Origin of the sequence: Enterobacter sp. A103, from assembly GCF_034427535.1 — a bacterium.
Taxonomy (GTDB): domain Bacteria; phylum Pseudomonadota; class Gammaproteobacteria; order Enterobacterales; family Enterobacteriaceae; genus Enterobacter; species Enterobacter asburiae_B.
On the sequence record NZ_JAXQPQ010000004.1, the window covers coordinates 219049 to 245639 of the forward strand.

Below are 26591 nucleotides of genomic sequence, written 5' to 3' on the forward strand. Positions count from 1 at the left end.
TTGGCGCTGCCCTTTTGCTTTCTAATCTGTTAATGACAACCGGGCATTATGGAAAATAAAAGCATTCCCCAAGCCACGTCGCCCCTGGCCGCGTGGCTTTCTTATCTGGAAAACCTGCACAGTAAAACCATCGATATGGGGCTTGAGCGCGTAAGCCAGGTCGCCGCGCGTCTTGATGTGCTCAAACCGGCACCTTTCGTGTTCACCGTCGCGGGCACCAACGGTAAAGGCACTACCTGCCGCACGCTGGAATCTGTCCTGATGGCCGCAGGTTACAAAGTTGGCGTGTACAGCTCTCCACACCTGGTCCGCTACACCGAGCGCGTTCGCGTGCAGAACAGCGAGCTGCCGGAATCGGCGCATACGGCGTCGTTCGCGGAAATTGAAGCCGCACGCGGTGAGATCTCATTAACCTATTTTGAATACGGTACCCTGTCGGCGCTGTGGCTGTTCAAACAGGCGCAGCTGGATGTCGTGATCCTTGAGGTCGGCCTCGGCGGACGTCTTGATGCCACCAATATGGTGAGTGCGGACGTGGCGGTGGTCACCAGCATCGCGCTGGACCATATCGACTGGCTGGGACCTGATCGTGAAAGCATTGGCCGCGAGAAGGCCGGTATTTTCCGGGCGAATAAACCCGCCGTGGTCGGCGAGCCGGACATGCCGCACACCATTGCTGACGTGGCAAATGAGAAGGGCGCGCGTCTGCTGCGCCGCGGCGTTGACTGGCAGTATGAGGTTCAGGATAACGGCTGGCGCTTCAGCGATGCCCAGGGCGCGCTGGATAACCTGCCGCTGCCGCAGGTGCCGCAGCCGAACGCGGCCACCGCGCTGGCGGCACTGCGCGCCAGCGGATTAGCGGTCAGCGAGCAGGCAATTCGCGACGGCATTCAGAGCGCAATTCTGCCCGGGCGCTTCCAGATTGTCAGCGAGTCACCGCGCCTGATTCTGGACGTGGCGCATAACCCGCATGCGGCGGCGTATCTCGCGGGACGTCTCAAATCGTTACCAAAAACCGGGCGCGTGCTGGCGGTTATCGGTATGCTTCATGATAAAGATATCGGCGGGACGCTGGCCTGCATGGAGACTGTGGTCGATAGCTGGTATTGTGCTCCTTTGGAGGGGCCGCGCGGCGCGACGGCTGAGCAGTTGATGGAACATCTCGGCAAAGGCGCAATCTATAGTAGCGTGGCGCAGGCCTGGCATGCCGCGATGGCGGATGCTAAACCAGAAGATACCGTGCTGGTGTGTGGTTCATTCCACACGGTGGCACATGTCATGGAAGTGATGGACGCGGGGAGAACCGGTGGCGAGTAAGTTTCAGAACCGTTTAACAGGAACCATTGTGCTGGTCGCGCTCGGGGTGATTATTCTCCCGGGTCTGCTCGACGGGCAGAAAAAGCATTATCAGGACGAGTTTGCCGCTATTCCGCTGGTGCCGAAACCGGGTGACCGCGATGAGCCGGATATGCTGCCAGCGGCGACGCAGGCGCTGCCTGCTCAGCCGCCGGAAGGCGCGGCGGAAGAGGTGCGTGCAGGCGATGCCGCCGCACCGTCGCTCGATCCGTCTCGTCTGGCGGCAGCGAGCAGCAGCGATATCGATCCGGTGCCGGTAGAGCAGCCTAAACCCGTTGAAAAACCGAAGCCGGTTGAGAAGCCGCAGCCGAAACCGCAGCGGGATAAAGCCGCAGAGCAGCTGGCTGCCGCATCAGAAACCCCACCGCCGGCAAAACAAGACGCGGCACCGACCGGAAAAGCGTATGTTGTGCAGCTCGGCGCGCTGAAAAACGCCGACAAAGTTAACGAGGTCGTGAGCAAACTGCGCAGTGCGGGATATCGTGTTTACACTTCACCTTCCACACCGGTGCAGGGTAAAATTACCCGTATCCTCGTGGGGCCAGAAGCGTCCAAAGATAAGCTTAAAGGTTCGCTCGGCGAGCTGAAGCAGATCTCCGGCCTGAGCGGCGTGGTGATGGGCTACAGCGCGAACTGATAAGATCTTACCCAACCTCGGAGTGGTTTGCTCCCTCTCCCTTGAGGGAGAGGGCCGGGGTGAGGGGGAGCAGACGTCCACAGAGACGTCAAATGGACCGTGGCGTTGAACATTTTTTCAGCGCCTTTTTTATTTACGCGCGGGAAGGAAATCCCTACGCAAACGTTTTCTTTTTCTGTTAGAATTCGCCCCGAACTGGATGACAGGGCGTTAAATCGTGGGACACATATGGTCTGGATTGATTACGCCATCATTGCGGTGATTGGTTTTTCCTGTCTGGTTAGCCTGATCCGTGGCTTTGTTCGTGAAGCGTTATCGCTGGTAACCTGGGGTTGTGCTTTCTTTGTTGCCAGTCATTACTACACTTACCTGTCTGTCTGGTTCACGGGCTTTGAAGATGAACTGGTCCGAAACGGAATTGCCATCGCGGTGCTGTTTATCGCAACGCTGATTGTCGGCGCTATCGTGAATTACGTGATAGGTCAGCTGGTCGAGAAAACCGGTCTGTCAGGAACGGACAGGGTGCTCGGGATCTGTTTCGGGGCGTTACGAGGCGTGCTGATTGTAGCCGCGATCCTGTTCTTCCTGGATACCTTCACCGGGTTCTCCAAAAGCGAAGACTGGCAGAAATCGCAGCTCATTCCAGAGTTCAGCTTCATCATCAGATGGTTCTTTGACTATCTGCAAAGCTCGTCGAGTTTTTTGCCCAGGGCATAAACCCTGAGATGTGGCTTAACGAGGAAAAGACGAATGTGCGGTATTGTCGGTATCGCCGGTTTCATGCCGGTAAACCAGTCGATTTATGACGCGTTAACGGTGCTTCAGCACCGTGGGCAGGATGCTGCGGGTATCATCACCATTGATGCAAACAACTGCTTCCGTTTACGCAAGGCGAATGGCCTGGTAAACGATGTGTTTGAAGCCCGCCATATGCAGCGTCTGCAAGGTAATATGGGGATCGGTCACGTTCGTTATCCTACTGCTGGCAGTTCCAGCGCCTCTGAGGCACAGCCTTTCTACGTCAACTCACCGTATGGCATCACCCTTGCTCATAACGGCAACCTGACCAACGCGCATGAGCTGCGTAAAAAGCTGTTCGAAGAGAAACGTCGCCACATTAACACCACCTCTGATTCTGAAATCCTGCTCAATGTGTTCGCCAGCGAGCTGGATAACTTCCGTCACTACCCGCTGGAAGCAGACAACATCTTTGCTGCGATTGCCGCGACCAACCGCCAGATCCGCGGCGCGTACGCCTGCGTAGCGATGATCATCGGTCACGGCATGGTGGCCTTCCGCGATCCAAACGGCATTCGTCCCCTGGTACTCGGCAAGCGCGACCTTGGCGATGGCCGTACCGAATATATGGTTGCCTCTGAGAGCGTGGCGCTGGATACCCTGGGCTTTGAATTCCTGCGTGACGTTGCGCCGGGCGAAGCGGTCTATATCACCGAGAAGGGCCAGCTGTTTACCCGCCAGTGTGCCGATAACCCGGTCAGCAACCCGTGCCTGTTTGAATACGTTTACTTCGCCCGCCCGGATTCCTTCATCGACAAGATTTCCGTCTACAGCGCGCGCGTCAACATGGGCACCAAGCTGGGCGAGAAGATTGCCCGCGAGTGGGACGATCTCGACATCGACGTGGTTATTCCTATTCCGGAAACCTCCTGCGATATCGCGCTGGAGATTGCCCGCATTCTGGACAAGCCATACCGTCAGGGCTTCGTGAAGAACCGCTACGTTGGCCGCACCTTTATCATGCCGGGCCAGCACCTGCGCCGTAAGTCCGTGCGCCGCAAGCTGAACGCCAACCGCGCGGAATTCCGCGACAAGAACGTTCTGCTGGTGGATGACTCCATCGTTCGCGGCACCACCTCTGAGCAGATTATCGAGATGGCGCGCGAAGCGGGTGCGAAGAAAGTCTACCTGGCCTCTGCTGCGCCGGAGATTCGCTTCCCGAACGTGTACGGCATCGATATGCCAACCGCCAACGAGCTGATCGCTCACGGGCGTGAAGTGGATGAAATTCGCCAGATCATCGGTGCCGACGGCCTGATTTTCCAGGATCTAAACGATCTCATCGACGCGGTGCGCGCCGAGAACCCGGAAATCCAGCAGTTTGAATGTTCCGTGTTCAACGGTATTTACGTGACCAAAGACGTTGACCAGCAGTATCTCGACTATCTTGATTCGCTGCGCAACGACGATGCGAAAGCCGTTCAGATGCAGAACGATCTTGAAAGCTTAGAGATGCACAACGAAGGTTGATGCTCCGGCAGGTGAGGGCGAATGCCCTCACTTGCAACTCCCCGCAAAATCCTGCACAGTCTGCCCTGAAATCAGTAAGGGCGAAAATCATGAAACGACTCATTGTTGGGCTCAGCGGTGCCAGCGGCGCGATTTACGGCGTACGTCTGTTACAGGTTCTGCGTAACGTGGCGGAAGTCGAGACCCATCTGGTGATGAGCCAGGCGGCGCGGCAGACCCTCTCTCTTGAAACCGATCTCTCCCTGCGCGATGTTCAGGCACTGGCGGACGTGGTTCACGATGCCCGTGATATCGCCGCCAGCATCTCCTCAGGCTCGTTTAAAACAGCCGGCATGGTTATCCTGCCCTGTTCAATTAAAACGCTCTCCGGCATTGTGAACAGCTATACCGACACCCTGGTGACGCGCGCGGCGGATGTGGTGCTGAAGGAGCGTCGTCCTCTGGTGCTCTGCGTGCGGGAAACGCCGCTGCATCTCGGCCATCTGCGTTTAATGACCCAGGCCGCCGAGCTTGGGGCCATCATCATGCCGCCGGTACCGGCGTTTTATCATCGCCCGACCTCGCTGGACGACGTGATTAATCAGACCGTTAACCGCGTGCTGGATCAGTTTGACATCGACCTGCCCGAAGATCTCTTCACCCGCTGGCAAGGGGCCTGATTCTGTGCACAAACAGAGTGCATGAAAAGAGACGTTGCCCTGTTTCAGGGCAATTATGCAACGGCGATCATATCCTCGACATTTAATTCGTTTTTTCCCTTTTTCTCTTTCCGGTTCGTTCGGCAGACCTGCTATCTTTCACCATTAAGGCAATATTGCAACGTTTTATTAACATATTTAACGTCGAAGTTTTGACCAGACGGCAATGTGGCATAAGACCTGCAAGATGAAGCCTGCAACACAACACACAACACAATACATAATAAAATCACGGTACTTGAGGGTAAATGTATGAAGAAGACGGTTCTGGCTCTGTCTTTGCTCGTGGGGTTAAGTGCGGCAGCAGGTAGCTACGCAGCGCTTCCACAGACGGTTCGTATCGGTACAGACGCAACCTACGCGCCATTCTCTTCCAAGGATGCGAAAGGCGATTTCGTGGGGTTTGATATCGATCTGGGAAATGAAATGTGCAAACGCATTGCGGTGAAATGCACATGGGTGGGCAGCGACTTTGACGCGTTAATCCCGTCGCTGAAAGCCAAGAAAATCGACGCCATTATCTCTTCTCTTTCCATCACCGAAAAACGCCAGCAGGAGATTGCCTTCTCTGACAAGCTCTACGCCGCGGATTCTCGCCTGATTGCGCCGAAAGGCTCCCCGATTAAGCCAACCATCGACTCGCTGAAAGGCAAGCATGTTGGCGTGCTTCAGGGGTCGACGCAGGAAGGTTATGCCAACGCGACCTGGCGTGAGAAGGGCGTAGACGTGGTGGCTTACCAGAACCAGGATCTGATTTACTCTGACCTGGCCGCAGGCCGTCTGGATGCGGCATTCCAGGATGAAGTCGCCGCGAGCGAAGGCTTCCTGAAACAGCCTGCGGGTAAAGACTATGCGTTTGCGGGCGCGTCGGTAAAAGACAAAAAATACTTTGGTGACGGCACCGGTATTGGCCTGCGTAAGGATGATACCGAGCTGAAAGCCGCCTTCGACAAAGCCTTTGCAGAGCTGCGTAAAGACGGTACTTACGACAAACTGGCGAAGAAATACTTCGACTTCAACGTATACGGTGAATAATGCCTGACGCTAACGCACCGCAAAGGTGCGTTGCGGGAGCGGTTGACCCAATGCGGTGCATTTGTTGCACCGTATTGGATCGCTTTGTGCATACTTACGCATTTATAATGCAAAAATTCCCGCCTGAAGGGCATTAGTCTTTGCCTGAAAGAGGGGATTAATGGCACATTAGCACCACCCCGTCGTCGTAAAAATCCCGTATGAAGACAGTTTGTTGAGGACAAATATGAAAAAACTCGTGTTGTCACTATCTCTGGTGCTGGCCTTTTCCAGCGCCACCGCGGCATTCGCAGCCATTCCGCAGAAAATTCGGATTGGTACCGATCCAACCTATGCGCCGTTCGAATCGAAGAATTCAAAGGGTGAACTGGTCGGTTTTGACATCGATCTGGCCAATGAGCTGTGCAAACGCATCAAAGCACAGTGTACCTACGTTGAGAACCCGCTGGATGCGCTGATCCCGTCCCTGAAAGCGAAAAAAATCGACGTGATTATGTCCTCGCTCTCCATCACCGAAAAACGCCAGCAGGAGATTGCCTTCACCGACAAACTCTACGCGGCCGATTCTCGTCTGGTGGTGGCTAAAGCTTCTGACATTCAGCCAACGCTGGAGTCCCTGAAAGGCAAACGCGTCGGCGTGCTGCAGGGCACCACGCAGGAAACCTACGGCAACGAACACTGGGCGCCGAAGGGGATTGAAATCGTCTCCTATCAGGGCCAGGAAAATATCTACGCTGACCTGACGGCAGGCCGAATTGATGCGGCATTCCAGGATGAAGTCGCGGCAAGCGAAGGCTTCCTGAAAACGCCGGTGGGTAAAGATTACAAGTTTGGCGGCCCGTCCATTAAGGACGTGAAGTTGTTTGGTGTGGGTACCGGTATGGGCCTGCGCAAAGAAGACAACGAGCTGCGTGAGGCGCTGAACAAAGCGTTTGCTGAAATGCGCGCTGACGGCACCTATGACAAGCTGGCGAAAAAGTACTTTGATTTTAATGTTTACGGCGGCTAATCGCCCCGTCAAATAACGTGCGGCCCCTCCCGATGCGGGAGGGGAAAAGACACGGTTCCACCACTCACGATACGACAGGGCTCGCGGTATGCTGTACGGATTTTCTGACGTTATTTTACAGGGCGCGCTTGTCACCCTTGAGCTGGCTATCAGCTCCGTGGTGCTGGCGGTGCTGATAGGTCTGGCAGGCGCAGGGGCGAAGCTTTCGGCTAACAAACCGCTGGCGCTCATATTTGAAGGCTACACCACGCTTATTCGCGGCGTTCCCGATCTGGTGCTGATGCTGCTTATCTTTTACGGTCTGCAGATTGCGCTTAACAGCGTAACGGACGCGATGGGTATGGGACAAATTGATATCGACCCGATGGTGGCCGGTATTATTACCCTCGGTTTTATCTACGGTGCCTACTTCACCGAAACCTTCCGCGGTGCTTACATGGCCGTGCCGAAAGGCCACATTGAGGCGGCAACCGCATTTGGTTTTACCTCTTCACAAACGTTTCGTCGGATTATGTTCCCGGCCATGATGCGCTATGCGCTGCCGGGTATCGGCAACAACTGGCAGGTTATCCTCAAAGCGACAGCGCTGGTCTCGCTGCTCGGTCTGGAAGACGTCGTGAAAGCGACTCAGCTGGCGGGCAAGAGCACCTGGGAGCCGTTCTACTTTGCGGTGGTCTGTGGCGTGATTTATCTGGTCTTTACGACCGCCTCCAATGGTGTGCTGCTTCTGCTCGAGCGTCGCTACTCCGTGGGTGTGAAGAGGGCTGACCTGTGATTGAGATTATTCAGGAATACTGGAAATCGCTGCTGTGGACGGATGGCTACCGCTTTACCGGCGTGGCGATTACGCTCTGGCTGCTGATCTCCTCCGTGGTGATGGGCGGCATTCTGGCGGTGTTTCTTGCCATTGGCCGCGTGTCGAATAATAAATTTATCCAGTTCCCGATCTGGCTGTTTACCTACGTGTTTCGCGGTACGCCGCTGTACGTTCAGCTGCTGGTGTTCTATTCGGGGATGTATACGCTTGAGATCGTAAAAGGCACTGAGATGCTGAATGCGTTCTTCCGCAGCGGCCTGAACTGTACGGTGCTGGCGTTGACGCTCAACACCTGCGCCTACACCACCGAGATTTTCGCCGGGGCAATTCGCTCTGTCCCTTACGGTGAGATTGAAGCGGCGCGCGCGTACGGCTTTTCCTCAGTGAAACTTTATCGCTGCATTATTCTGCCGTCGGCGCTGCGTATCGCGTTACCGGCTTACAGTAACGAAGTGATTTTGATGCTGCACTCCACCGCGCTCGCCTTTACCGCGACGGTGCCGGATCTGCTCAAAATTGCGCGCGATATTAACTCCGCGACCTATCAGCCGTTTACCGCGTTTGGCATTGCGGCGGTGCTCTATTTAATTATCTCTTATGTTCTGATTAGCCTGTTCCGTAAGGCTGAAAAACGCTGGTTGCAGCATATAAAACCTTCTTCGACGCACTGAGAAAGATGATGGCTGAGAACAAATTAAACGTTATTGATTTGCACAAACGCTACGGCGAACATGAAGTGCTGAAAGGGGTGTCGCTGCAGGCGAATGCGGGCGACGTGATCAGTATTATCGGCTCATCCGGCTCGGGTAAAAGTACCTTCCTGCGCTGCATTAACTTCCTCGAAAAACCGAGCGAAGGCTCGATTGTGGTGAGCGGGCAGAATATTAACCTGGTCCGTGATAAAGACGGCCAGCTGAAGGTCGCGGATAAACACCAGCTGCGCCTGCTGCGTACGCGCCTGACGATGGTGTTCCAGCACTTCAACCTCTGGAGCCACATGACGGTGCTGGAGAACGTGATGGAAGCACCGATTCAGGTGCTGGGCCTGAGCAAGCAGGAAGCCCGCGAGCGCGCGGTGAAATACCTGGCGAAAGTGGGTATCGACGAGCGCCAGCAGATGAAATACCCGGTGCATCTCTCCGGCGGTCAGCAGCAGCGTGTCTCTATCGCGCGCGCGCTGGCGATGGAGCCCGAAGTGCTGCTGTTCGACGAACCGACTTCCGCGCTGGACCCTGAACTCGTTGGCGAAGTGCTGCGCATCATGCAGAAGCTGGCCGAAGAGGGCAAAACGATGGTGGTGGTGACGCACGAGATGGGCTTCGCCCGTAACGTCTCGAACCACGTTATCTTCCTGCATCAGGGGAAAATTGAAGAGCAGGGCCACCCGGACGAGGTGCTGGCGAACCCGCAAAGCCCGCGCCTGCAGCAGTTCCTGAAAGGGTCGTTGAAGTAGGTTTTGCCTTTCCCCCTCTCCCTGTGGGAGAGGGCATCAAACCGCACTGCACTCCAGCCGATACACCCAGTCGTCATAGCGCACGCCGTCAATTTCATACGCCTTTTCCAGCATCTGCGTGCGCACAAACCCGGCTTTCTCCAGCACCCGCACCGAACCGCCGTTATCTGCCAGCACGTACGCGTTAATCGCTTTCACGCTGGTCTGGTTAAACGCGTAATCACACACCGCGCGCAGCGCCTCGCTGGCAATCCCTTTTCCCTGCGCGGCAGGCACAACCGTATAGCCAATATCGGCCTCTTCACGATTCTCAGGGCTGATTTGCAGGCCGATATCGCCCAGCGGCGTATCGTCCTCCAGAGAGCGGATCACAAAGACATGCTCCGCCATCAGGCGCGCGGCAAACACGCGGCGGGTCTCTTTTTCCGGCGCGATGGCGGCCATGTAGCGCATGATGCTGCGATCTTCACGCAGCGAACGGAAGAAGGCCCAGTCAGTGGGTTCGAAAGGAGTGAGGTGAAGCCGGGGTGTGGTGATGGTTGCCATTGTTACGCCATTTCTTCGGAACATGGCCTGTCACTGTAACATATTCACCGCACCACATCCCCCAGCGCCTCTTCTAATTCATACCAGCGGAACGCAAAGCCGGCCGCTTCCAGCCGTTTTGGCAACGCCCGCTGTCCGCCTAGTACAAGCACAGACGCTTCACCCATTATCAGGCGAATCACCGTGGCAGGCACGCGCAATATCGCCGGGCGGTGCAGGGCATGCCCCAGCGCGTGGGCAAACTGTTCGTTACGCACCGGATACGGCGCAACCATGTTAAACGGCCCGCGCAGATCGTTATCCAGCAGCCAGAGAATACCGTTGACCATATCGTCGATATGGATCCAGGCCAGATACTGACGACCATTGCCGATCGGCCCACCGAGTCCAAGCCGGAAAGGGGGAAGCATCTTCGCCAGAATGCCGCCCTTCGGCGCAAGCACGACGCCGGTCCGCAGCAGGCAGACGCGGGTACGATCGCTCTGCGCCGCGCAGGCGATACGCTCCCACTGGGCGCAGAGCTTATGGGTAAACTCGTTATGCGGCGGCTCTTCCTCGGTCACCACCACCTCGCCGAGATCGCCGTAATAGCCCACTGCTGAACCTGAAATCAGCACCGAAGGCGGCGTGTGGCTATTGCGGATCAGCTCGACCAGCTTTTCGGTGATGTTCCACCGGCTGCTGCATAACAGCTGTTTTTGCTCTTCCGTCCAGCGCTTATCGGCGATGGGTTCCCCCGCGAGGTTAATGACGGCGTCGAAGCCGTCCAGATTTTGCTGCTCGGCCAGATTTTTCCAGATATCGATACCCGCCCCGAGCACCTGGCGCGCTTTCTCCGGGCTGCGCGTGACCACGGTAATGTCGTGATGCAAGGCCTGCAGACGCGCAATGAGGTGACGACCAATAAGGCCCGTGCCGCCGGTCAGCAAAATCTTCATACAACCTCCAGGATTACGCCTGGCGTCGCCAGCTTAGCGTCATGGAGACGGAATCGGCGTAGCGCAGGGCGTGAAGTTTATCGATCTCAACTTCAGCATAAGTGACCCAGTGATGTTCGCGTGCGATATCGAGCACATCCTGAGTTAATTTTTCCAGCAGAGAGAAGCGGTTATTCTCCACGTACTGAATGATGTTTTTGGTTATTGTGCGGTAGTTCAGCGCGTCGTTGATGTCTTCGCTGGCCCGCGCTTTGTCTGCGGGATAGTGAATTACCACGTTAATGACAATATCCTGACGGTTGGCGATCTCTTCCTCTTTGATGCCGATGAAGGTGCGCAAGCGTAAATTTTTTATGCGAATAATAGCGTCTGGCTGTGACATTGCAGGTCTTCTCCGTGTCAGTATTTCCTGCTCATCATACATGAGAGGCTCGCAGGCACCCAGCCTCATAGCGGGTTAAATCTGCTGGATTTTTTGCATCGCTCGCTCGGTGGCCGGGCGGGTTCGGATGCGCTCAAACCAGTTGTTCACCGCCGGGTAAGCGGCCAGGTCAATTCGGTGTTTTTCATGCGTATTCACCCACGGCCAGCAGGCGATGTCGGCAATACTGTAATGATCGCCCCCGAGCCACGGCGTTTTCTCCAGCCGACGGTTCAGAACGTCATAGAGCCGTTGAGTCTCAACCTGATAGCGTTCTATTGCATAAGGAATGGGCTGCGGGGCGTAAGCGGTAAAATGATGATTTTGCCCCAGCATGGGCCCCAGTCCGCTCGCCTGCCAGAAGAGCCATTGCAGGGTATGGTGACGCTCGCGCAGTTCGCCGCTCAGCAGTTTGCCGGTTTTCTCCGCCAGGTAGAGCAAAATTTCACCGGATTCAAACAGGCTCAGCGGCCTGCCCCCGTCCGCCGGGTGGTTATCAATAATGGCCGGGATTTTATTATTCGGCGAGATAGCCAGAAAGAGAGGGCTGAACTGATCGCCTTTGCTGATATCCATGCGAATGATCCTGTAATCCAGCTCGGCTTCTTCAAGAAAAAGGGTGATTTTATGGCCGTTTGGGGTAGGGGCGTAATAAAGGTCGATCATTCTCAACTCCTGTCCATGCGAATAGTGATGCCATGAGAAATGAGTATAGGTGGTTGTTGTAAATCGTGAGTTTTCATCAAGTGACAGCGGGGCAAAGAGATTATATGTTGAGTAAAAACCCGATCAGCCGATGAGGATGTTATGAACCAGCCCGTAATCACGTTGTGGTCCGATGCGAATTTCTTTTCTCCCTATGTTATGAGCGTATACGTTGCGCTGGCCGAAAAAGGACTCACTTTTACGCTGAAGACCGTCGATCTTGACGGCGGTGAACATCTCAAGCCGCAGTGGCAGGGCTACGACCTGACCCGACGCGTGCCGGTGCTGGAGATCGACGGTTTTGCCCTGAGCGAATCGTCTGCGATTGATGAATATCTGGAAGATAGGTTCGCGCCGCCCGAGTGGGAGCGGATCTATCCGCACGACCTGCAAAAACGCGCGCGGGCGCGGCAGATCCAGGCGTGGCTGCGGAGCGATCTGGTGCCGATTCGCGTGGAACGCTCAACGGACGTCGTGTTTGCCGGGGGCAAAAAGCCAGCGCTCAGCGCTGAAGGCCGTGAAAGCGCGCAAAAACTCATTGAAACCGCCACCTCGCTCCTCGCACACGGCAACCCGAACCTGTTCGGCGAGTGGTGCATTGCCGACGCCGATCTGGCGTTGATGCTAAACCGCCTGATCCTCAACGGCGATGAGGTGCCGCAGCTGCTGGTTGATTATGCCGCGTTTCAGTGGCAGCGCGCCTCCGTGCAGCGCTATGTGGCACTCTCGGCTAAGCGCGCGGGCTGATAAGCCCTGACGCTTCAGGTATGATGGGGCAGTCTGTTTTCCCGAGGAGTGACTGATGAAACTGATGTTTGCGTCGGATATCCATGGATCGCTGCCCGCTACCGAGCGTGTCCTTTCCCTGTTTGCACAAAGCGGCGCGCAGTGGCTGATTATTCTGGGGGATGTGCTCAACCACGGCCCGCGCAACGCGCTGCCAGAGGGCTACGCCCCTGCGCAGGTCGCGGAAAAGCTCAACCCGTACGCCTCGCGCATCATTGCCGTTCGCGGCAACTGCGACAGCGAAGTGGACCAGATGCTGCTGCATTTTCCCCTTACCGCGCCATGGCAGCAGGTGCTGCTGGAACAAAGCCGTCTGTTCCTGACGCACGGGCATCTTTTTAGCCCGGATAATCTCCCGGCGCTCGCGGCTGGCGATGTCCTGGTTTACGGTCATACTCATATTCCGGTTGCTGAAAAGCGCGGTGAGATTTATTACTTCAATCCGGGATCGGTCAGCATACCGAAAGGCGGTTATCCAGCGAGCTATGGCATGCTGGATGGAAATACCCTGCGCGTTATCGCACTTAATGATCAGCAAGTTATTGCGCAGGTAGCGATTAATCCGTAAGTTACACCTCAACTGCAAACGCGCCGAAAGAGCGCTTAGAAGAGAAGGTTTCCCGATGGTGGAGCAGAGTCATTTGGCAAGTACAGAGTGGGTTGACATTGTCAGCGAAGAGAATGAAGTGATCGCGCAGGCCAGCCGCGAACAAATGCGTGCGGAGCGTCTGCGCCACCGCGCAACGTACATCGTTGTGCATGACGGGATGGGCAAAATTCTGGTCCAGCGCCGCACGGACACCAAAGATTTTCTCCCGGGTATGCTGGATGCCACCGCAGGTGGGGTTGTCCAGGCAGATGAAGTGCTGCTGGATTCCGCGCGTCGTGAAGCGGAAGAAGAGTTAGGCATCGCCGGCGTGCCGTTTGCCGAGCACGGTCAGTTCTATTTCGAAGACGAAAACTGCCGCGTCTGGGGCGGGCTGTTTAGCTGCGTCTCCCACGGACCGTTCGCTCTGCAGGAAGAAGAGGTGAGTGAAGTCAGCTGGATGACGCCGGAAGAGATCACCGCGCGCTGCGACGAGTTCACGCCGGATTCGTTAAAAGCGCTGGCGCTGTGGATGACCCGCAACGCCAAAAACGAATCGACCAAATCAGAGAAAGAGGAAGAGGCTGAGTAAGCGTCAGCAACTCTCTCTCAGACACAGACTGGACGCGATGGGCTTTTGATCGCGCCAGTCACCGTCATTCAGACGCTCCAGCAACGCTTTCCCGGCTTCAATTCCAATCTTACGATGCGGCACCGCCATCGTCGTCAGCGGCGGCTGACAGACGCGGCTCACGTCGCTATCGCCAAAGCCGACCACCGCCAGATCGTCCGGCACCTTGATTCGTCTGCGCTGACACTCGTACAGCGCCCCGCAGGCCAGCTCGTCTGAGACGCACACCAGCGCATCCAGCTCCGGCCACGCCAGCAGGAATTCAGGCAGCTGTGCCGCGCCGGTCGAGAAGGTCGGTGGCATCGCCGCGTTAATCACCCGGTTCGGCGACATATGGTGGCGAAGCATGGCTTTGTACCAGCCCTGCAAATGCTGCTGGAAAATCCACTGCTCCTGGTTGGCGCACAGCAGGCCAATATTTTGGTAGCCGCGCTTAATCACCATTTCCGTGAGTTCATACATGGCCGCTACGTTATCAATCCCGATATTCATATCAATCGGGTCGGCGCGCATGGCCCCCATCTCCATCACCGGAATGGAGGCGTTTTTCAGCCAGTGGCGAACGGTGTCGGTATGTTCAACGCTGAGCAGGATAGCGGCGGCAATATTCGACGCCAGCAGCGTCTCCAGCAATTTCTCCTCCTGCTCCAGGCGATGCTGAGATTCAGCCAGCATGATCTGATACCCGGCAGGCTGTAGCACCTGCTGTAGCCCGGCGAACATCTCCGAGCAGCCGGCTTCGGAGAGATTTGGCACCACCATGGCTATCGTCCACGACGACGCCGAGGCCAGCGCGCTGGCGGCAAGATTAGGCATATAGCCCAGTTCCTGCACGGCAGCTTCAATTTTTTCTCGTAGTTTATCGGAAACCTGTTCGGGCGTGCGGAGTGCACGGGACACGGTCATCGTGCCCACACCGGCAAGCTGTGCGACATCGGCGAGTGTCACTTTACCGGTACTGCGCCGTTTTCGGGTTAGAGACATACACCTTCCTGCTGACCAGACGCGTTCTTCATTTCCTTCGCTTCACGTGACAGGCAGTATACGCCTTAAATCCCTTTTTTTGCTGTGATTTAGCGACGTGATTGTATTTTGATAGCGCTATCACATTTCTGCATGTTAAGCATTGGTAGCGCTATCTTTGTGATCCCGATCGCAGTCATCCAGCGATGTGTTGAATAAAGTTTGCTCATCTTTAGCGTGTAGCGGGAGTGAAAAGTGCTCAAAAAATGGATATATGATACAACCATCACGCTGCAGGATAGCGTGGAAAACTGGCCGCAGGCGCTGGAGCTGTGCGCGAAGCCGCTTCTGGATTTGCAGGTGATTGAGCCTGAATACGTCACTGCCATCATCCAGCAGCACCACACGTTAGGACCCTATTATGTGCTGGCACCAGGGCTGGCGATGCCGCATGCGCGGCCGGAGGAAGGCGCCAAAGGACTGGGGTTGTCTTTATTAAAACTAAAACAGGGCGTCTCGTTTGGTGCCGGTGAGTTTGACCCTGTCGATGTGATTATTATGCTCGCGGCACCGGATAAACATAGCCATATCGAAATGATATCCGCACTCGCAGAATTATTTTCCAGCGACGAGGATATGGAAAAACTGCATCAGGCGAATACCCTGGAGGAAATTAAAACGATTATTGACCGCTTCTGATTTAATTCTTTAATCCGATTATTCACAACATTACGCGACAGCGTGATGGGGCGTGCTCTACTCAAAATAAGGGGACAACAATGAAAATCATGGCTATTTGCGGCTCCGGCCTGGGCAGCAGTTTTATGGTCGAAATGAATATTAAAAAGGTACTTAAAAAACTGGAGATTGAGGCTGAGGTTGAACATTCCGATCTCTCCTCGGCCACGCCGGGCGCGGCCGATCTGTTCGTGATGGCAAAAGACATTGCGGCCAGCGCCAGCGTGCCGGAAAGCCAGCTGGTGGTGATTAACAACATCATCGACATCAACGAACTTGAAGCGCAGCTGCGCGCCTGGTTCGAAAGACAATAACCCTGATAAGGCGAGGTGGATATGTTTATCCTTGAAACGCTGAATTTCGTTGTTGATATTTTAAAAGTCCCTTCGGTGCTGGTCGGTTTAATTGCGCTAATTGGTCTGGTTGCGCAGAAAAAAGCGTTTTCGGACGTAGTGAAAGGGACGATTAAAACCATTCTCGGCTTTATTGTGCTGGGCGGCGGCGCCACGGTGCTGGTGGGGTCATTAAATCCTTTGGGCGGTATGTTTGAGCACGCCTTTACGATTCAGGGCATTATTCCAAACAATGAAGCGATTGTGTCAATTGCGCTGGAAAAATACGGTGCAGCGACCGCGCTTATTATGGCCTTCGGCATGGTGGCGAATATTATCGTCGCGCGCTTTACCCGCCTGAAGTACATCTTCCTGACCGGGCACCACACGTTTTACATGGCGTGCATGATTGGGGTGATCCTGACGGTAGCGGGCTTTGAGGGCGTGGGGCTGGTCTTTACCGGCTCGCTGATCCTCGGCCTGATCATGGCCTTCTTCCCGGCGATTGCCCAGCGCTACATGAAGCGCATTACCGGCAACGATGAGATTGCCTTCGGGCACTTCGGCACGCTGGGCTACGTGCTGTCCGGCTGGATTGGCAGCAAGGTTGGCAAAGGCTCCCGCTCAACCGAAGAGATGAACCTGCCGAAGAACCTGAGCTTCCTGCGCGACAGCTCGATCTCCATCTCCCTGACCATGATGATTATCTACCTGATCATGGCGGTGAGCGCCGGACGTGAGTATGTCGAGGCCACCTTCAGCGGCGGTCAGAACTACCTGGTCTACGCCATCATCATGGCGATCACCTTCGCGGCGGGCGTGTTCATCATCCTGCAGGGCGTACGCCTGATTCTGGCGGAAATCGTTCCGGCCTTTACCGGCTTCTCGGAAAAGCTGGTGCCGAACGCGCGTCCTGCGCTGGACTGCCCGGTGGTGTATCCCTATGCGCCAAACGCGGTGCTGATTGGCTTCCTGTTCAGCTTCCTCGGCGGGATTGTGGGGTTGTTCATCTGCGGTCAGTTTAGCTGGGTGCTGATCCTCCCGGGCGTCGTGCCGCACTTCTTCACCGGCGCAACGGCGGGCGTGTTCGGTAACGCCACCGGCGGACGCCGCGGGGCAATGATTGGCGCCTTTGCTAACGGCCTGCTGATCACCTTCCTGCCGGTCCTGCTGCTGCCGGTGCTGGGCGCCATTGGCTTTGCCAACACCACCTTCTCGGACGCCGACTTTGGCGCGGTCGGGATTGTGCTCGGCAACCTGGCGCGCTTCCTGTCGCCGCTTGCCATCACCGGACTGGTTGTGGCGTTGTTCGCGCTGCTGGTGGCGTACAACGTCTTCGCGAAAAACAAACCTGCGGGCGGTAACGCGCAGGAAAACACCGGAGCCAAATCATGAATGAGAAAGAGATAACCGAACTCGCGCGTCAGATCCGTCTTGAGACGCTGAAATCCCTGACGCAGCTGGGCTTTGGGCACTATGGCGGCAGTATGTCGGTGGTCGAAACCCTGGCCGTGCTGTACGGCGCGGTGATGAAAATCGACCCGGCGGATCCGGACTGGCCGGAGCGAGACTATTTTGTCCTGTCGAAAGGTCATGCGGGCCCGGCGCTCTACAGCACGCTGGCGATCAAGGGTTACTTCCCGGTGGAAGAGCTGAGCACCCTGAACCAGAACGGCACGCGCCTGCCAAGCCACCCGGACCGTCTGAAAACGCGCGGCGTGGACGCCACCACCGGTTCGCTGGGGCAGGGGATCTCGATTGCCGGCGGTATGGCGCTCTCGCACAAGCTGGCGGGGCGACCGAACCGCGTCTTCTGCATTGTCGGTGACGGCGAGCTGAACGAGGGGCAGTGCTGGGAAGCCTTCCAGTTTATCGCTCATCATCGCCTTAACAACCTGACGGTGTTCGTGGACTGGAACAAACAGCAGCTCGACGGCGAGCTGGACGAAATTATCAGCGCGTTCGACCTGGAGGGGAAATTCCGCGCCTTTGGCTTTGACGTGGCGACGGTGAAGGGCGACGACATCCCGGGCCTGCTGGCGTTGACGTCGCGGGTTCCGGCTGCCGACGCGCGTCCGTTAGTCGTCATCCTTGACAGCATCAAAGGGCAGGGGGTGCCGTACCTGGAACAGCTCAGCAACTCGCACCACCTGCGGTTGACCGCGGAGAGCAAAGCGGCCCTCAACGAGACGATTCGCCAACTGGAGGCTTCACATGATTAAGGTTGCACCGGCAGGAGAGAAAGACGCCGTTGAGATGCGTAAGGTCTACGCGGGCTTTGTGGCAAAGCAGATTGAGGCGGGTAGCGAGATTATCGCCCTGGAGGCGGATCTGATGAGCTCGATGGCGATGGACGGCGTGGCGCGCGATTATCCGCAGCACGTGATTAACTGCGGCATTATGGAGGCCAACGTCATCGGCACCGCGGCGGGGCTGTCGCTTACCGGGCGTAAACCGTTCGTTCATACCTTCACCGCGTTTGCCAGCCGTCGCTGCTTCGACCAGCTGTTTATGTCCCTGGACTATCAGCGCAACAACGTGAAGGTGATTGCCTCGGATGCGGGCGTGACGGCCTGCCACAACGGCGGAACGCATATGTCGTTTGAGGATATGGGCATCGTACGCGGTCTGGCGCATTCGGTGGTGCTGGAGGTGACCGACGCGGTGATGTTTGAGGACGTGCTGCGCCAGCTTATCGACCTCGAAGGCTTCTACTGGGTACGCACCATCCGCAAGCAGGCGCCGAGCGTGTATGCGCCGGGGTCAACCTTCACCATTGGTAAAGGCAATGTGCTGCGCGAAGGAACCGATATCACCCTGATTGCCAACGGCATCATGGTGGCGGAAGCGCTGGAGGCGGCGCGCCAGCTTGAGCAGGAGGGGGTCAGCGCGGCGGTCATCGACATGTTTACCCTGAAGCCCATCGACCGGATGCTGGTGAAAAACTACGCCGAGAAAACCGGTCGCATCGTCACCTGTGAAAACCACAGTATTCACAACGGCCTGGGATCGGCGGTGGCGGAAGTCCTGGTGGAAACCTGCCCGGTACCGATGCGGCGGGTGGGCGTCAAGGAGCGTTACGGCCAGGTGGGGACACAGGATTTCCTGCAGAAGGAGTATGGCCTGACGGCACATGACATTGTATCGGCGGCGCGAGAGCTGCTGTAAATAAAAAAGGCGACCCGTTAAGTGGTCGCCTTTTTGTTGCCCGGTAAGCGCTGGCGCCACCGGGCTTTTTAACATTACTGCTGCTGCGAAGACTGGATCGCGGTCAGAGCGATGGTGTAGACGATATCGTCAACCAGCGCGCCACGAGACAGGTCGTTCACAGGTTTGCGCATGCCCTGCAGCATTGGCCCGATGGAGATCAGGTCTGCTGAACGCTGCACCGCTTTATAGGTGGTGTTACCGGTGTTCAGATCCGGGAAGATGAACACGGTAGCGCGACCTGCAACCGGCGAGTTCGGCGCTTTGGATTTCGCCACGTCGGCCATCACGGCGGCGTCGTACTGCAGCGGGCCGTCGATCATCAGGTCAGGACGTTTTTCCTGCGCCAGACGGGTCGCTTCACGCACTTTCTCTACGTCGCTACCTGCACCAGAAGTACCGGTGGAGTAGGAGAGCATCGCTACGCGCGGTTCGATACCGAAGGCAATCGCGGAGTCCGCGGACTGGATAGCGATTTCTGCCAGCTGCTCTGCGGTTGGATCCGGGTTGATCGCGCAGTCGCCGTAAACGTAAACCTGTTCAGGCAGCAGCATGAAGAACACGGAAGAAACCAGAGAGCTGCCTGGCGCGGTTTTGATCAGCTGCAGCGGTGGACGGATGGTGTTCGCCGTGGTATGAACCGCACCGGAAACCAGACCGTCAACTTCGTCCTGCTCAAGCATCAGCGTGCCCAGCACCACGTTGTCTTCCAGCTGTTCGCGCGCAACGGCTTCGGTCATACCCTTGCTCTTACGCAGCTCAACCAGACGGGCAACGTAGCTCTCGCGAACCACTTCAGGGTCAACGATTTCGATGCCAGCGCCCAGCTCAACGCCCTGAGACGCCGCAACGCGGGTGATCTCATCCGGGTTACCCAGCAGCACGCAGGTCGCGATGCCGCGCTCTGCACAGATAGCAGCCGCTTTAACGGTACGTGGTTCGTCGCCTTCTGGCAGAACAACGCGTTTGCCCGCTTTACGCGCCAGCTCGGTCAGCTGATAACGGAATGCTGGAGGAGACAGGCGGCGGCTGCGCTCGGAGGTTGCAGTCAGGGATTCGATCCAGTCTGCGTTGATGTAGCCCGCAACGTATTCCTGAACTTTCTCGATACGCTCGTGGTCATCAACCGGCACTTCCAGGTTGAAGCTCTGCAGGCTCAGGGAGGTCTGCCAGGTGTTGGTGTTCACCATGAAGACCGGCAGGCCGGTCGCAAACGCGCGTTCGCACAGCTTGCTAACGCGTGGGTCCATCTCGTAAGCACCGGTCAGCAGGATCGCACCGATTTCCACGCCGTTCATCGCGGCCAGACAGGCGGCAACCAGCACGTCAGGACGGTCTGCGGAGGTTACCAGCAGGGAACCTGCGCGGAAGTGTTCCAGCATGTGCGGAATGCTGCGCGCACAGAAGGTCACGGACTTCACGCGGCGGGTGTTGATGTCGCCTTCGTTAACGATGGTAGCGTTCAGGTGACGCGCCATATCGATTGCACGGGTTGCAATCAGATCGAAGCTCCATGGCACCGCGCCCAGTACTGGCAGAGGGCTGGATTCCTGCAGCTTAGCCGGGTCAACTTTGATGACTTTCGCTTTGGAAGAGTCGTCGAAAATCTCGGACAGGTCAGGGCGAGTACGTCCCTGCTCATCCACCGGTGCGTTCAGCTTGTTCACGATCACGCCGGTGATGTTGGTATTTTTCGCGCCGCCGAAGCTGCTGCGCGTCAGTTCGATACGCTCGTTCAGCTGCTCTGGGGTGTCGGTGCCCTGAGACATCACGAAAACGATCTCTGCGTTCAGGGTTTTCGCGATTTCAAAGTTAAGAGACTGGGCAAACTGGTGTTTGCGCGTCGGGACCAGGCCTTCAACCAGCACCACTTCCGCATCTTGCGCGTTAGCATGGTAGTTAGCGATGATCTCTTCCATCAGCACGTCTTTCTGGTTGCTGGACAGCAGAGACTCAACGTGGCTCATCTTCAGCGGTTCAGCCGCTGGCAGATTGGAGTTCTTGCGAACGATAGTGGTGGTCTGGTCTGGCGCATCGCCACCAGCACGTGGCTGGGCGATTGGCTTAAAGACGCTCAGACGAACGCCTTTGCGTTCCATAGCACGGATAACGCCAAGGCTGACGCTGGTCAGGCCGACGCTGGTTCCGGTAGGGATCAGCATAATAGTACGGGACACGGTTTATCCTCTTTCGTTACCGCCGCAATTGGGCGGGTTACAAAACAGCACCGCCAGCATTGCTGGCGGTGTGGAATCAGGCAGTCAGGCGGTGCGCGTCTTGCGCAATGACCAGTTCTTCGTTAGTTGGGATAACGAGAGCAGGGCGGGTGCCTTCTTTGTTGATGAAGCCAGACTTGCCGAAGCGGGCAGCCAGGTTACGCTCGTGATCAACGTCGAAGCCCAGAACGCCCAGTTTGCCCAGGGACAGTTCACGAACCATTGCCGCGTTCTCACCGATACCACCGGTGAAGATAACCGCGTCCAGACGACCGTCCATCAGCGCAGTGTAAGAGCCGATGTACTTCGCCAGACGGTGGCAGTAAACGTCCATTGCACGTTTAGCGTCTTCTTTCTCTGCGTAGTTGTCTTCAACGTAACGGCAGTCGCTGGTGACTTCGGTCAGACCCAGCAGGCCAGACTCTTTGGTCAGCATTTTGTTGATCTGGTCAACGCTCATGCCCAGGGTGTCGTGCAGGTGGAAGATGATCGCCGGGTCGATGTCACCGGAACGGGTACCCATCACCAGACCTTCCAGCGGGGTCAGACCCATGGAAGTATCAACACATTTACCGTTGCGGATAGCAGAAACAGAACCACCGTTGCCCAGGTGGCAGGTGATGATGTTCAGTTCTTCAACCGGCTTGTTCAGAACTTTTGCGGCTTCCTGAGTCACATAGAAGTGGCTGGTGCCGTGCGCGCCGTAGCGACGTACGCCGTGTTCTTTGTACAGGCTGTATGGCAGGGCATAGAGGTAAGACTCTTCCGGCATGGTCTGATGGAACGCGGTGTCGAATACGGCCACGTTTTTGTCTTTCAGATTCGGGAAGGATTTCAGCGCTTCAGCGATACCGATCAGGTGAGCCGGGTTGTGCAGCGGTGCGAAGGACGCAGAGTCCTTGATGCCCTGGATCACAGATTCGTCGATCACGACGGAGCTGGTGTATTTTTCGCCGCCGTGGACGATACGGTGACCAATCGCAGTCAGCTGAGCAGACAGTTCTGGTTTTTGTGCCAGAATAGTGTTAACGATAAAGTTCAGCGCTTCACTGTGAGCGGCGCCTGCACCTAAAGCCGCTTCTTGTTTGCTGCCGTCCATCTTCCACTTGATACGTGCTTCAGGCAGATGGAAACATTCGGCCAAACCAGAGAGGTATTCGTCACCGTTGAGCGCATCGATGATGGCGAATTTCAGTGAGGAGCTACCGCAGTTCAGAACCAGTACTAACTTACTCGACATGGAAGTACCTATTATTGATACGTGGCTAAAAAAACGTCAGTGAGTCTAACAGCGTAACGCATGAGGACTCAGACATTTATGATTAACATCATGCCAAACGAACATTGTGGCATGATGGAAGAAATAACTATGATTTTATGCCATTTTGCACAATTTTCAGCCAATGGCATAATGTGCAATAATTTGACGAGTTAATGATTCTCGTCTAGGGCCCTATCAGGCTGGCACAGGATACCCGATACGGGGTAGAGATGACAAAATATTTTGAACGTTGTCATAGCCTGTTGTGGTTTTGCACGAAAATTTTAATTTTTATATGTGAAGTTGAGGTACAGCCATGTCGACACCAGAGAACCCGTCCGTAAATTTCTTTAGTCTGTTTCGTCGGGGACAGCATTACGCAAAGACGTGGCCGATGGAAAAGCGCCTTGCGCCGATGTTCATTGAGAATCGCACCATTCGCGCCACGCGCTATGCGATTCGCTTTATGCCGCCTGTCGCTGTCTTTACGCTGTGCTGGCAGATTGCGTTGGGCGGGCAGCTTGGTCCTTCAGTCGCGACGGCGCTCTTCGCCTTAAGCCTGCCGATGCAGGGCCTGTGGTGGTTAGGTAAACGGTCCATCACTCCGCTTCCCCCTTCTATTTTACACTGGTTTTATGAAGTGCGCGGAAAACTGGAGGAGGCCGGACAGGCGCTCGCCCCGGTCGAAGGCAAGCCGGACTACCAGGCGCTGGCGGACACGTTAAAGCGCGCTTTTAAGCAACTGGATAAAACATTCCTCGATGATTTGTGATTGATCATCGAAACGACGACGAAAAGAAGGCACAGTAACAATCAGTTACCGTGTCTTTTTTTTAAAGTGCAATGCGCTACAGGAGTCGAAAGATGGAAATGACCCATGCTCAACGTCTGATTTTGTCCAACCAGTACAAGATGATGACTATGCTTGATCCCGATAACGCTGCGCGCTACAGCCGCCTGCAAACCATCGTTGAACGCGGTTTTGGTTTGCAAATGCGCGAACTGGACCGCGAGTTTGGCGAGCTGAAAGAAGAAACCTGTCGCATCGTGATCGACATTATGGAGATGTATCACGCCCTGCACGTGTCCTGGACGAATCTCAAAGATCAGCAGTCCATCGACGAGCGCCGCGTGACCTTCTTAGGCTTTGATGCCGCAACGGAAGCGCGTTATCTGAGCTATGTTCGCTTTATGGTGAATACAGAAGGGCGCTATACCCATTTTGATGCGGGCACCCACGGCTTCAACGCGCAGACCCCAATGTGGGATAAGTATCAGCGAATGCTAAGCGCGTGGCACGCCTGCCCGCGCCAGTACCATTTAAGCAGCAACGAAATTCAACAAATCATTAATGCCTGACGGAGGTGCGTGTGCAGTGTAGAGGTTTTCTGTTTGATCTGGACGGTACGCTGGTGGATTCGCTGCCGGTTGTGGAGCGTTCCTGGTGCCATTGGGCTGACAGACATGGCATCGACCATCAGGACGTGCTGAATTTTATCCATGGCAAACAGGCCATCACCTCGCTACGGCACTTCCTGGCCGGACGCTCTGAGGACGAAATTCAGGCGGAGTTCAAATACCTGGAACATATTGAAGCCACGGATACGGACGGCATCACAGCCTTACCGGGCGCGCGCGAGCTGCTTGAGCATCTGAACGAAGCGCAGATCCCGTGGGCTATCGTTACCTCAGGCTCCATTCCCGTCGCCCACGCCCGTCACAAGGCGGCAGGTCTGCCGACGCCAGAAGTGTTTATCACGGCGGAGCGCGTAAAGCGCGGTAAACCGGAGCCCGACGCGTTTTTACTGGGCGCTGAACTGCTGGGCCTCGAGCCTGAAGAGTGCGTGGTGGTGGAAGACGCGGCCGCTGGCGTACTGGCCGGGCTGAACGCCGGAAGCCACGTTATTGCGGTGAATGTTCCGGCGGGATCTCCCCGCCTGGAGGAGGCAGACTTTGTGCTGGATTCACTGACGGCGCTGGCTGTTTCGAAAGCCTCTGACGGGGTTGTAACCGTCTCGCTAAAAATGTAATCACATGATATAGCCCCACATTGCTGGGGCTTTTTTATGGCAAAATTCCTCATCTCCCACTGACAAGGACATGTTGTGAACGGTGAACTGATTTGGGTCCTGAGCCTGCTTTTAATCGCCATCCTTCTTTTTGCAACGGGCAAGGTACGCATGGACGCCGTCGCCTTGTTTGTCATCGTCGCGTTTGTGCTGAGCGGTACGCTCACGCTGCCGGAAGCCTTCTCCGGGTTTAGCGATCCCAACGTTATCCTGATTGCCGCCCTGTTTATTATTGGTGATGGGCTGGTGCGTACTGGCGTGGCGACCATCATGGGGTCGTGGCTGGTGAAGGTGGCGGGCAGCAGCGAAACCAAAATGCTGATCTACCTGATGGTGACCGTCGCCGGGCTGGGAGCGTTTATGAGCTCAACGGGCGTGGTCGCCATCTTTATCCCGGTGGTGCTGAGCGTCTCCATGCGGATGCAGATCTCGCCGTCGCGCCTGATGATGCCCCTGAGTTTTGCCGGTTTGATTAGCGGCATGATGACGCTGGTGGCAACGCCGCCGAACCTGGTCGTCAACAGTGAGCTGATCCGGGAAGGATTCCAGGGCTTCAGTTTTTTCAGCGTCACCCCGCTTGGGCTGGTCATTCTGGTGATGGGCGTGGTCTACATGCTGCTGACCCGGTTTGCCCTGAAAGGTGAAAAACAGGACAAAAATAAAGAAGGGTGGAAGCGACGCACCTTCCGCGATCTGATTAAAGAGTACCGTCTCACCGGGCGCGCGCGCCGTCTGGCTATTCGTCCCGGCTCGCCGATGGTGGGACAGCGTCTTGACGATCTGAAGCTGCGTGAGCGCTATGGCGCGAACGTGATTGGCGTAGAGCGCTGGCGTCGTTTTCGCCGGGTTATTGTCAACGTCAACGGGGTGTCGGAATTCCGCGCGCGGGATGTCCTGCTGATTGATATGTCCACCGCGGATGTGGATCTGCGCGAGTTTTGCAGCGAACAGCTGCTGGAACCGATGGTGCTGCGCGGGGAGTATTTCTCCGATCAGGCACTGGATGTCGGCATGGCCGAAGTATCGCTGATCCCGGAATCGGAACTGCTGGGCAAAACCGTGCGGGAAATGGGGTTCCGAACCCGCTATGGCCTGAATGTCGTGGGGCTGAAGCGCGATGGCGTAGCGATGGAAGGGGCGGTGGTGGATGAGCCGATCCTGCTGGGCGATATCTTCCTTGTTGTTGGTAACTGGAAGCTAATTAGCCAGCTTGGGCAAAAAGGGCGCGATTTTGTGGTGCTCAACATGCCTGTCGAGGAGAGCGACGCCTCCCCGGCTCACAGCCAGGCGCCCCACGCGATTTTTTGTCTGGTGCTGATGGTGGCGCTGATGCTGACCGATGAAATTCCCAATCCGGTCGCGGCTATTATCGCCTGCCTTCTGATGGGCAAATTCCGCTGCATTGACGCCGAAAGTGCCTATAAAGCCATTCACTGGCCGAGCATTATCCTCATTGTCGGGATGATGCCTTTTGCCCTGGCGCTGCAAAAAACCGGCGGGGTGGATCTGATTGTTAAAGGCTTAATGGACGTTGGCGGCGGGTATGGGCCGTACATGATGCTGGTCTGTCTGTTTATCATGTGCGCCACCATCGGTCTGTTTATCTCCAATACCGCGACGGCGGTACTGATGGCGCCGATTGCGCTGGCGATGGCCAAATCCATGGGCGTGTCACCGTATCCCTTTGCGATGATGGTCGCAATGGCGGCCTCCGCGGCATTTATGACGCCAGTCTCTTCACCGGTAAATACGCTGGTGCTGGGGCCCGGGAATTATAAGTTCAGTGATTTCGTGAAGCTAGGCGTGCCGTTCACCGTGCTGGTGATGGTGGTGTGCGTGGTATTGATACCGGTCCTGTTCCCGTTCTGATAATTTTGCCGGGCGGCGGCTGCGCCTTACCCGGCCTACTACCCGAAGGC

Annotated in this window: 29 protein-coding genes; 22 read left to right on the plus strand and 7 right to left on the minus strand. The window is 56.2% G+C overall.

Going from position 1 to position 26591, the window contains the following annotated elements; all coding sequences use genetic code 11:
- The first annotated feature begins 48 nt into the window (after positions 1 to 48).
- The 10 genes from folC to hisP all read left to right on the plus strand — a co-directional run bounded on the left by folC (position 49) and on the right by hisP (position 9273).
- A complete protein-coding gene (gene folC / locus SPH27_RS13680) occupies positions 49 to 1317 on the plus strand; it encodes a bifunctional tetrahydrofolate synthase/dihydrofolate synthase (RefSeq protein WP_039263234.1) in 1269 nt (422 codons plus the stop codon).
- Positions 1307 to 1993, plus strand: a complete 687-nt coding sequence (gene dedD / locus SPH27_RS13685; protein WP_039263233.1) for a cell division protein DedD — start codon at positions 1307 to 1309, stop codon at positions 1991 to 1993. Before folC ends, dedD begins: the two co-directional genes overlap by 11 nt.
- Positions 1994 to 2221: 228 nt before the next feature.
- Entirely contained in the window at positions 2222 to 2710 is a 489-nt protein-coding gene (cvpA, locus tag SPH27_RS13690; protein WP_000262116.1) for a colicin V production protein, read from the plus strand.
- 33 nt (positions 2711 to 2743) lie between these two features.
- Positions 2744 to 4261 carry an amidophosphoribosyltransferase gene (gene purF / locus SPH27_RS13695; RefSeq protein WP_024908947.1) on the plus strand — a complete coding sequence of 506 codons (1518 nt, stop codon included), beginning with the start codon at positions 2744 to 2746 and terminating at the stop codon, positions 4259 to 4261.
- A gap of 89 nt (positions 4262 to 4350) precedes the next feature.
- The gene (locus tag SPH27_RS13700; protein WP_029740194.1) at positions 4351 to 4920 is read left to right on the plus strand and encodes a UbiX family flavin prenyltransferase; all 570 of its coding nucleotides are present in this window, start codon (positions 4351 to 4353) and stop codon (positions 4918 to 4920) included.
- 291 nt (positions 4921 to 5211) lie between these two features.
- A complete protein-coding gene (gene argT / locus SPH27_RS13705; protein WP_182071330.1) occupies positions 5212 to 5994 on the plus strand; it encodes a lysine/arginine/ornithine ABC transporter substrate-binding protein ArgT in 783 nt (260 codons plus the stop codon).
- 226 nt (positions 5995 to 6220) lie between these two features.
- A complete protein-coding gene (gene hisJ, locus SPH27_RS13710) occupies positions 6221 to 7003 on the plus strand; it encodes a histidine ABC transporter substrate-binding protein HisJ (protein WP_023336423.1) in 783 nt (260 codons plus the stop codon).
- 88 nt (positions 7004 to 7091) lie between these two features.
- Positions 7092 to 7778: a histidine ABC transporter permease HisQ gene (locus SPH27_RS13715; RefSeq protein WP_182071329.1), complete on the plus strand. Its 687-nt coding sequence runs from the start codon at positions 7092 to 7094 to the stop codon at positions 7776 to 7778.
- Complete coding sequence (locus SPH27_RS13720; RefSeq protein ID WP_008502590.1) at positions 7775 to 8491, plus strand: ABC transporter permease; 717 nt, start codon at positions 7775 to 7777, stop codon at positions 8489 to 8491. The genes SPH27_RS13715 and SPH27_RS13720 overlap by 4 nt, the downstream gene beginning before the upstream one ends.
- Before the next feature lie 8 nt (positions 8492 to 8499).
- The gene (gene hisP / locus SPH27_RS13725; protein ID WP_023312558.1) at positions 8500 to 9273 is read left to right on the plus strand and encodes a histidine ABC transporter ATP-binding protein HisP; all 774 of its coding nucleotides are present in this window, start codon (positions 8500 to 8502) and stop codon (positions 9271 to 9273) included.
- Between the two features lie 36 nt (positions 9274 to 9309).
- Here hisP and SPH27_RS13730 read toward each other — a convergent pair whose 3' ends face one another.
- The 4 genes from SPH27_RS13730 to yfcG all read right to left on the minus strand — a co-directional run bounded on the left by SPH27_RS13730 (position 9310) and on the right by yfcG (position 11844).
- A complete protein-coding gene (locus SPH27_RS13730) occupies positions 9310 to 9819 on the minus strand; it encodes a GNAT family N-acetyltransferase (protein WP_182071328.1) in 510 nt (169 codons plus the stop codon).
- Between the two features lie 44 nt (positions 9820 to 9863).
- The gene (locus tag SPH27_RS13735) at positions 9864 to 10757 is read right to left on the minus strand and encodes a TIGR01777 family oxidoreductase (protein WP_182071327.1); all 894 of its coding nucleotides are present in this window, start codon (positions 10755 to 10757) and stop codon (positions 9864 to 9866) included.
- A 13-nt stretch (positions 10758 to 10770) separates the two neighbouring features.
- Entirely contained in the window at positions 10771 to 11139 is a 369-nt protein-coding gene (folX, locus tag SPH27_RS13740; RefSeq protein WP_023312555.1) for a dihydroneopterin triphosphate 2'-epimerase, read from the minus strand.
- Positions 11140 to 11214: 75 nt separating this feature from the next.
- Positions 11215 to 11844 carry a GSH-dependent disulfide bond oxidoreductase gene (yfcG, locus tag SPH27_RS13745; RefSeq protein WP_182071326.1) on the minus strand — a complete coding sequence of 210 codons (630 nt, stop codon included), beginning with the start codon at positions 11842 to 11844 and terminating at the stop codon, positions 11215 to 11217.
- 141 nt (positions 11845 to 11985) lie between these two features.
- Here yfcG and yfcF point away from each other — a divergent pair, with 141 nt between their 5' ends.
- Genes yfcF through yfcD form a run of 3 tightly spaced genes read left to right on the plus strand, consistent with a single transcriptional unit; the run spans position 11986 to position 13847 of the window.
- Positions 11986 to 12630, plus strand: coding sequence for a glutathione transferase (yfcF, locus tag SPH27_RS13750; RefSeq protein WP_182071325.1), 645 nt, complete (start codon positions 11986 to 11988; stop codon positions 12628 to 12630).
- 55 nt (positions 12631 to 12685) lie between these two features.
- The gene (yfcE, locus tag SPH27_RS13755; RefSeq protein WP_048980046.1) at positions 12686 to 13237 is read left to right on the plus strand and encodes a phosphodiesterase; all 552 of its coding nucleotides are present in this window, start codon (positions 12686 to 12688) and stop codon (positions 13235 to 13237) included.
- A 55-nt stretch (positions 13238 to 13292) separates the two neighbouring features.
- Positions 13293 to 13847 carry an NUDIX hydrolase YfcD gene (gene yfcD / locus SPH27_RS13760; protein ID WP_023312551.1) on the plus strand — a complete coding sequence of 185 codons (555 nt, stop codon included), beginning with the start codon at positions 13293 to 13295 and terminating at the stop codon, positions 13845 to 13847.
- A 3-nt stretch (positions 13848 to 13850) separates the two neighbouring features.
- On the opposite strand, the gene SPH27_RS13765 is transcribed toward yfcD, so the two are convergent.
- The gene (locus SPH27_RS13765) at positions 13851 to 14870 is read right to left on the minus strand and encodes a LacI family DNA-binding transcriptional regulator (RefSeq protein WP_048980044.1); all 1020 of its coding nucleotides are present in this window, start codon (positions 14868 to 14870) and stop codon (positions 13851 to 13853) included.
- A 234-nt stretch (positions 14871 to 15104) separates the two neighbouring features.
- On the opposite strand from SPH27_RS13765, the gene SPH27_RS13770 reads away from it, so the two are divergent.
- The 5 genes from SPH27_RS13770 to SPH27_RS13790 all read left to right on the plus strand — a co-directional run bounded on the left by SPH27_RS13770 (position 15105) and on the right by SPH27_RS13790 (position 19087).
- Positions 15105 to 15548 (plus strand): PTS sugar transporter subunit IIA, encoded by a 444-nt coding sequence (locus tag SPH27_RS13770; protein WP_047060619.1) that lies wholly within the window; start codon positions 15105 to 15107, stop codon positions 15546 to 15548.
- 80 nt (positions 15549 to 15628) lie between these two features.
- Complete coding sequence (locus SPH27_RS13775) at positions 15629 to 15901, plus strand: PTS sugar transporter subunit IIB (RefSeq protein WP_003861447.1); 273 nt, start codon at positions 15629 to 15631, stop codon at positions 15899 to 15901.
- A 21-nt stretch (positions 15902 to 15922) separates the two neighbouring features.
- Positions 15923 to 17314, plus strand: coding sequence for a PTS ascorbate transporter subunit IIC (locus SPH27_RS13780; RefSeq protein ID WP_023312548.1), 1392 nt, complete (start codon positions 15923 to 15925; stop codon positions 17312 to 17314).
- Entirely contained in the window at positions 17311 to 18141 is an 831-nt protein-coding gene (locus tag SPH27_RS13785) for a transketolase (RefSeq protein WP_048980043.1), read from the plus strand. The genes SPH27_RS13780 and SPH27_RS13785 overlap by 4 nt, the downstream gene beginning before the upstream one ends.
- Complete coding sequence (locus SPH27_RS13790) at positions 18134 to 19087, plus strand: transketolase family protein (RefSeq protein ID WP_023312546.1); 954 nt, start codon at positions 18134 to 18136, stop codon at positions 19085 to 19087. Before SPH27_RS13785 ends, SPH27_RS13790 begins: the two co-directional genes overlap by 8 nt.
- A 74-nt stretch (positions 19088 to 19161) precedes the next feature.
- On the opposite strand, the gene pta is transcribed toward SPH27_RS13790, so the two are convergent.
- Both pta and ackA read right to left on the minus strand, forming a co-directional pair.
- The gene (gene pta / locus SPH27_RS13795; RefSeq protein ID WP_023312545.1) at positions 19162 to 21303 is read right to left on the minus strand and encodes a phosphate acetyltransferase; all 2142 of its coding nucleotides are present in this window, start codon (positions 21301 to 21303) and stop codon (positions 19162 to 19164) included.
- Between the two features lie 76 nt (positions 21304 to 21379).
- Positions 21380 to 22582, minus strand: a complete 1203-nt coding sequence (gene ackA / locus SPH27_RS13800) for an acetate kinase (RefSeq protein ID WP_033146081.1) — start codon at positions 22580 to 22582, stop codon at positions 21380 to 21382.
- A gap of 337 nt (positions 22583 to 22919) precedes the next feature.
- Here ackA and yfbV point away from each other — a divergent pair, with 337 nt between their 5' ends.
- The 4 genes from yfbV to SPH27_RS13820 all read left to right on the plus strand — a co-directional run bounded on the left by yfbV (position 22920) and on the right by SPH27_RS13820 (position 26541).
- Positions 22920 to 23375 carry a terminus macrodomain insulation protein YfbV gene (yfbV, locus tag SPH27_RS13805; protein WP_143346661.1) on the plus strand — a complete coding sequence of 152 codons (456 nt, stop codon included), beginning with the start codon at positions 22920 to 22922 and terminating at the stop codon, positions 23373 to 23375.
- A 92-nt stretch (positions 23376 to 23467) separates the two neighbouring features.
- Positions 23468 to 23962: a YfbU family protein gene (locus tag SPH27_RS13810; protein WP_008502874.1), complete on the plus strand. Its 495-nt coding sequence runs from the start codon at positions 23468 to 23470 to the stop codon at positions 23960 to 23962.
- Between the two features lie 11 nt (positions 23963 to 23973).
- Complete coding sequence (locus SPH27_RS13815; RefSeq protein ID WP_182071324.1) at positions 23974 to 24633, plus strand: sugar phosphatase; 660 nt, start codon at positions 23974 to 23976, stop codon at positions 24631 to 24633.
- Positions 24634 to 24708: 75 nt separating this feature from the next.
- Positions 24709 to 26541: an SLC13 family permease gene (locus tag SPH27_RS13820; RefSeq protein ID WP_033146079.1), complete on the plus strand. Its 1833-nt coding sequence runs from the start codon at positions 24709 to 24711 to the stop codon at positions 26539 to 26541.
- Positions 26542 to 26591: the final 50 nt, after the last annotated feature.

What these genes read in the sequence shown, in the direction of transcription:
- SPH27_RS13730 (WP_182071328.1), bottom strand. Translation starts at nt 9,819, where the DNA reads ATGGCAACCATCACCACACCCCGGCTTCACCTCACTCCTTTCGAACCC.
- SPH27_RS13735 (WP_182071327.1), bottom strand. Translation starts at nt 10,757, where the DNA reads ATGAAGATTTTGCTGACCGGCGGCACGGGCCTTATTGGTCGTCACCTC.
- folX (WP_023312555.1), bottom strand. Translation starts at nt 11,139, where the DNA reads ATGTCACAGCCAGACGCTATTATTCGCATAAAAAATTTACGCTTGCGC.
- yfcE (WP_048980046.1), top strand. Translation starts at nt 12,686, where the DNA reads ATGAAACTGATGTTTGCGTCGGATATCCATGGATCGCTGCCCGCTACC.
- SPH27_RS13775 (WP_003861447.1), top strand. Translation starts at nt 15,629, where the DNA reads ATGAAAATCATGGCTATTTGCGGCTCCGGCCTGGGCAGCAGTTTTATG.
- SPH27_RS13810 (WP_008502874.1), top strand. Translation starts at nt 23,468, where the DNA reads ATGGAAATGACCCATGCTCAACGTCTGATTTTGTCCAACCAGTACAAG.
- SPH27_RS13715 (WP_182071329.1), top strand. Translation starts at nt 7,092, where the DNA reads ATGCTGTACGGATTTTCTGACGTTATTTTACAGGGCGCGCTTGTCACC.
- SPH27_RS13780 (WP_023312548.1), top strand. Translation starts at nt 15,923, where the DNA reads ATGTTTATCCTTGAAACGCTGAATTTCGTTGTTGATATTTTAAAAGTC.
- argT (WP_182071330.1), top strand. Translation starts at nt 5,212, where the DNA reads ATGAAGAAGACGGTTCTGGCTCTGTCTTTGCTCGTGGGGTTAAGTGCG.
- yfbV (WP_143346661.1), top strand. Translation starts at nt 22,920, where the DNA reads ATGTCGACACCAGAGAACCCGTCCGTAAATTTCTTTAGTCTGTTTCGT.
- SPH27_RS13785 (WP_048980043.1), top strand. Translation starts at nt 17,311, where the DNA reads ATGAATGAGAAAGAGATAACCGAACTCGCGCGTCAGATCCGTCTTGAG.
- hisJ (WP_023336423.1), top strand. Translation starts at nt 6,221, where the DNA reads ATGAAAAAACTCGTGTTGTCACTATCTCTGGTGCTGGCCTTTTCCAGC.
- cvpA (WP_000262116.1), top strand. Translation starts at nt 2,222, where the DNA reads ATGGTCTGGATTGATTACGCCATCATTGCGGTGATTGGTTTTTCCTGT.
- yfcD (WP_023312551.1), top strand. Translation starts at nt 13,293, where the DNA reads ATGGTGGAGCAGAGTCATTTGGCAAGTACAGAGTGGGTTGACATTGTC.
- folC (WP_039263234.1), top strand. Translation starts at nt 49, where the DNA reads ATGGAAAATAAAAGCATTCCCCAAGCCACGTCGCCCCTGGCCGCGTGG.
- hisP (WP_023312558.1), top strand. Translation starts at nt 8,500, where the DNA reads ATGGCTGAGAACAAATTAAACGTTATTGATTTGCACAAACGCTACGGC.
- purF (WP_024908947.1), top strand. Translation starts at nt 2,744, where the DNA reads ATGTGCGGTATTGTCGGTATCGCCGGTTTCATGCCGGTAAACCAGTCG.
- SPH27_RS13700 (WP_029740194.1), top strand. Translation starts at nt 4,351, where the DNA reads ATGAAACGACTCATTGTTGGGCTCAGCGGTGCCAGCGGCGCGATTTAC.
- yfcG (WP_182071326.1), bottom strand. Translation starts at nt 11,844, where the DNA reads ATGATCGACCTTTATTACGCCCCTACCCCAAACGGCCATAAAATCACC.
- ackA (WP_033146081.1), bottom strand. Translation starts at nt 22,582, where the DNA reads ATGTCGAGTAAGTTAGTACTGGTTCTGAACTGCGGTAGCTCCTCACTG.
- SPH27_RS13765 (WP_048980044.1), bottom strand. Translation starts at nt 14,870, where the DNA reads ATGTCTCTAACCCGAAAACGGCGCAGTACCGGTAAAGTGACACTCGCC.
- yfcF (WP_182071325.1), top strand. Translation starts at nt 11,986, where the DNA reads ATGAACCAGCCCGTAATCACGTTGTGGTCCGATGCGAATTTCTTTTCT.
- SPH27_RS13790 (WP_023312546.1), top strand. Translation starts at nt 18,134, where the DNA reads ATGATTAAGGTTGCACCGGCAGGAGAGAAAGACGCCGTTGAGATGCGT.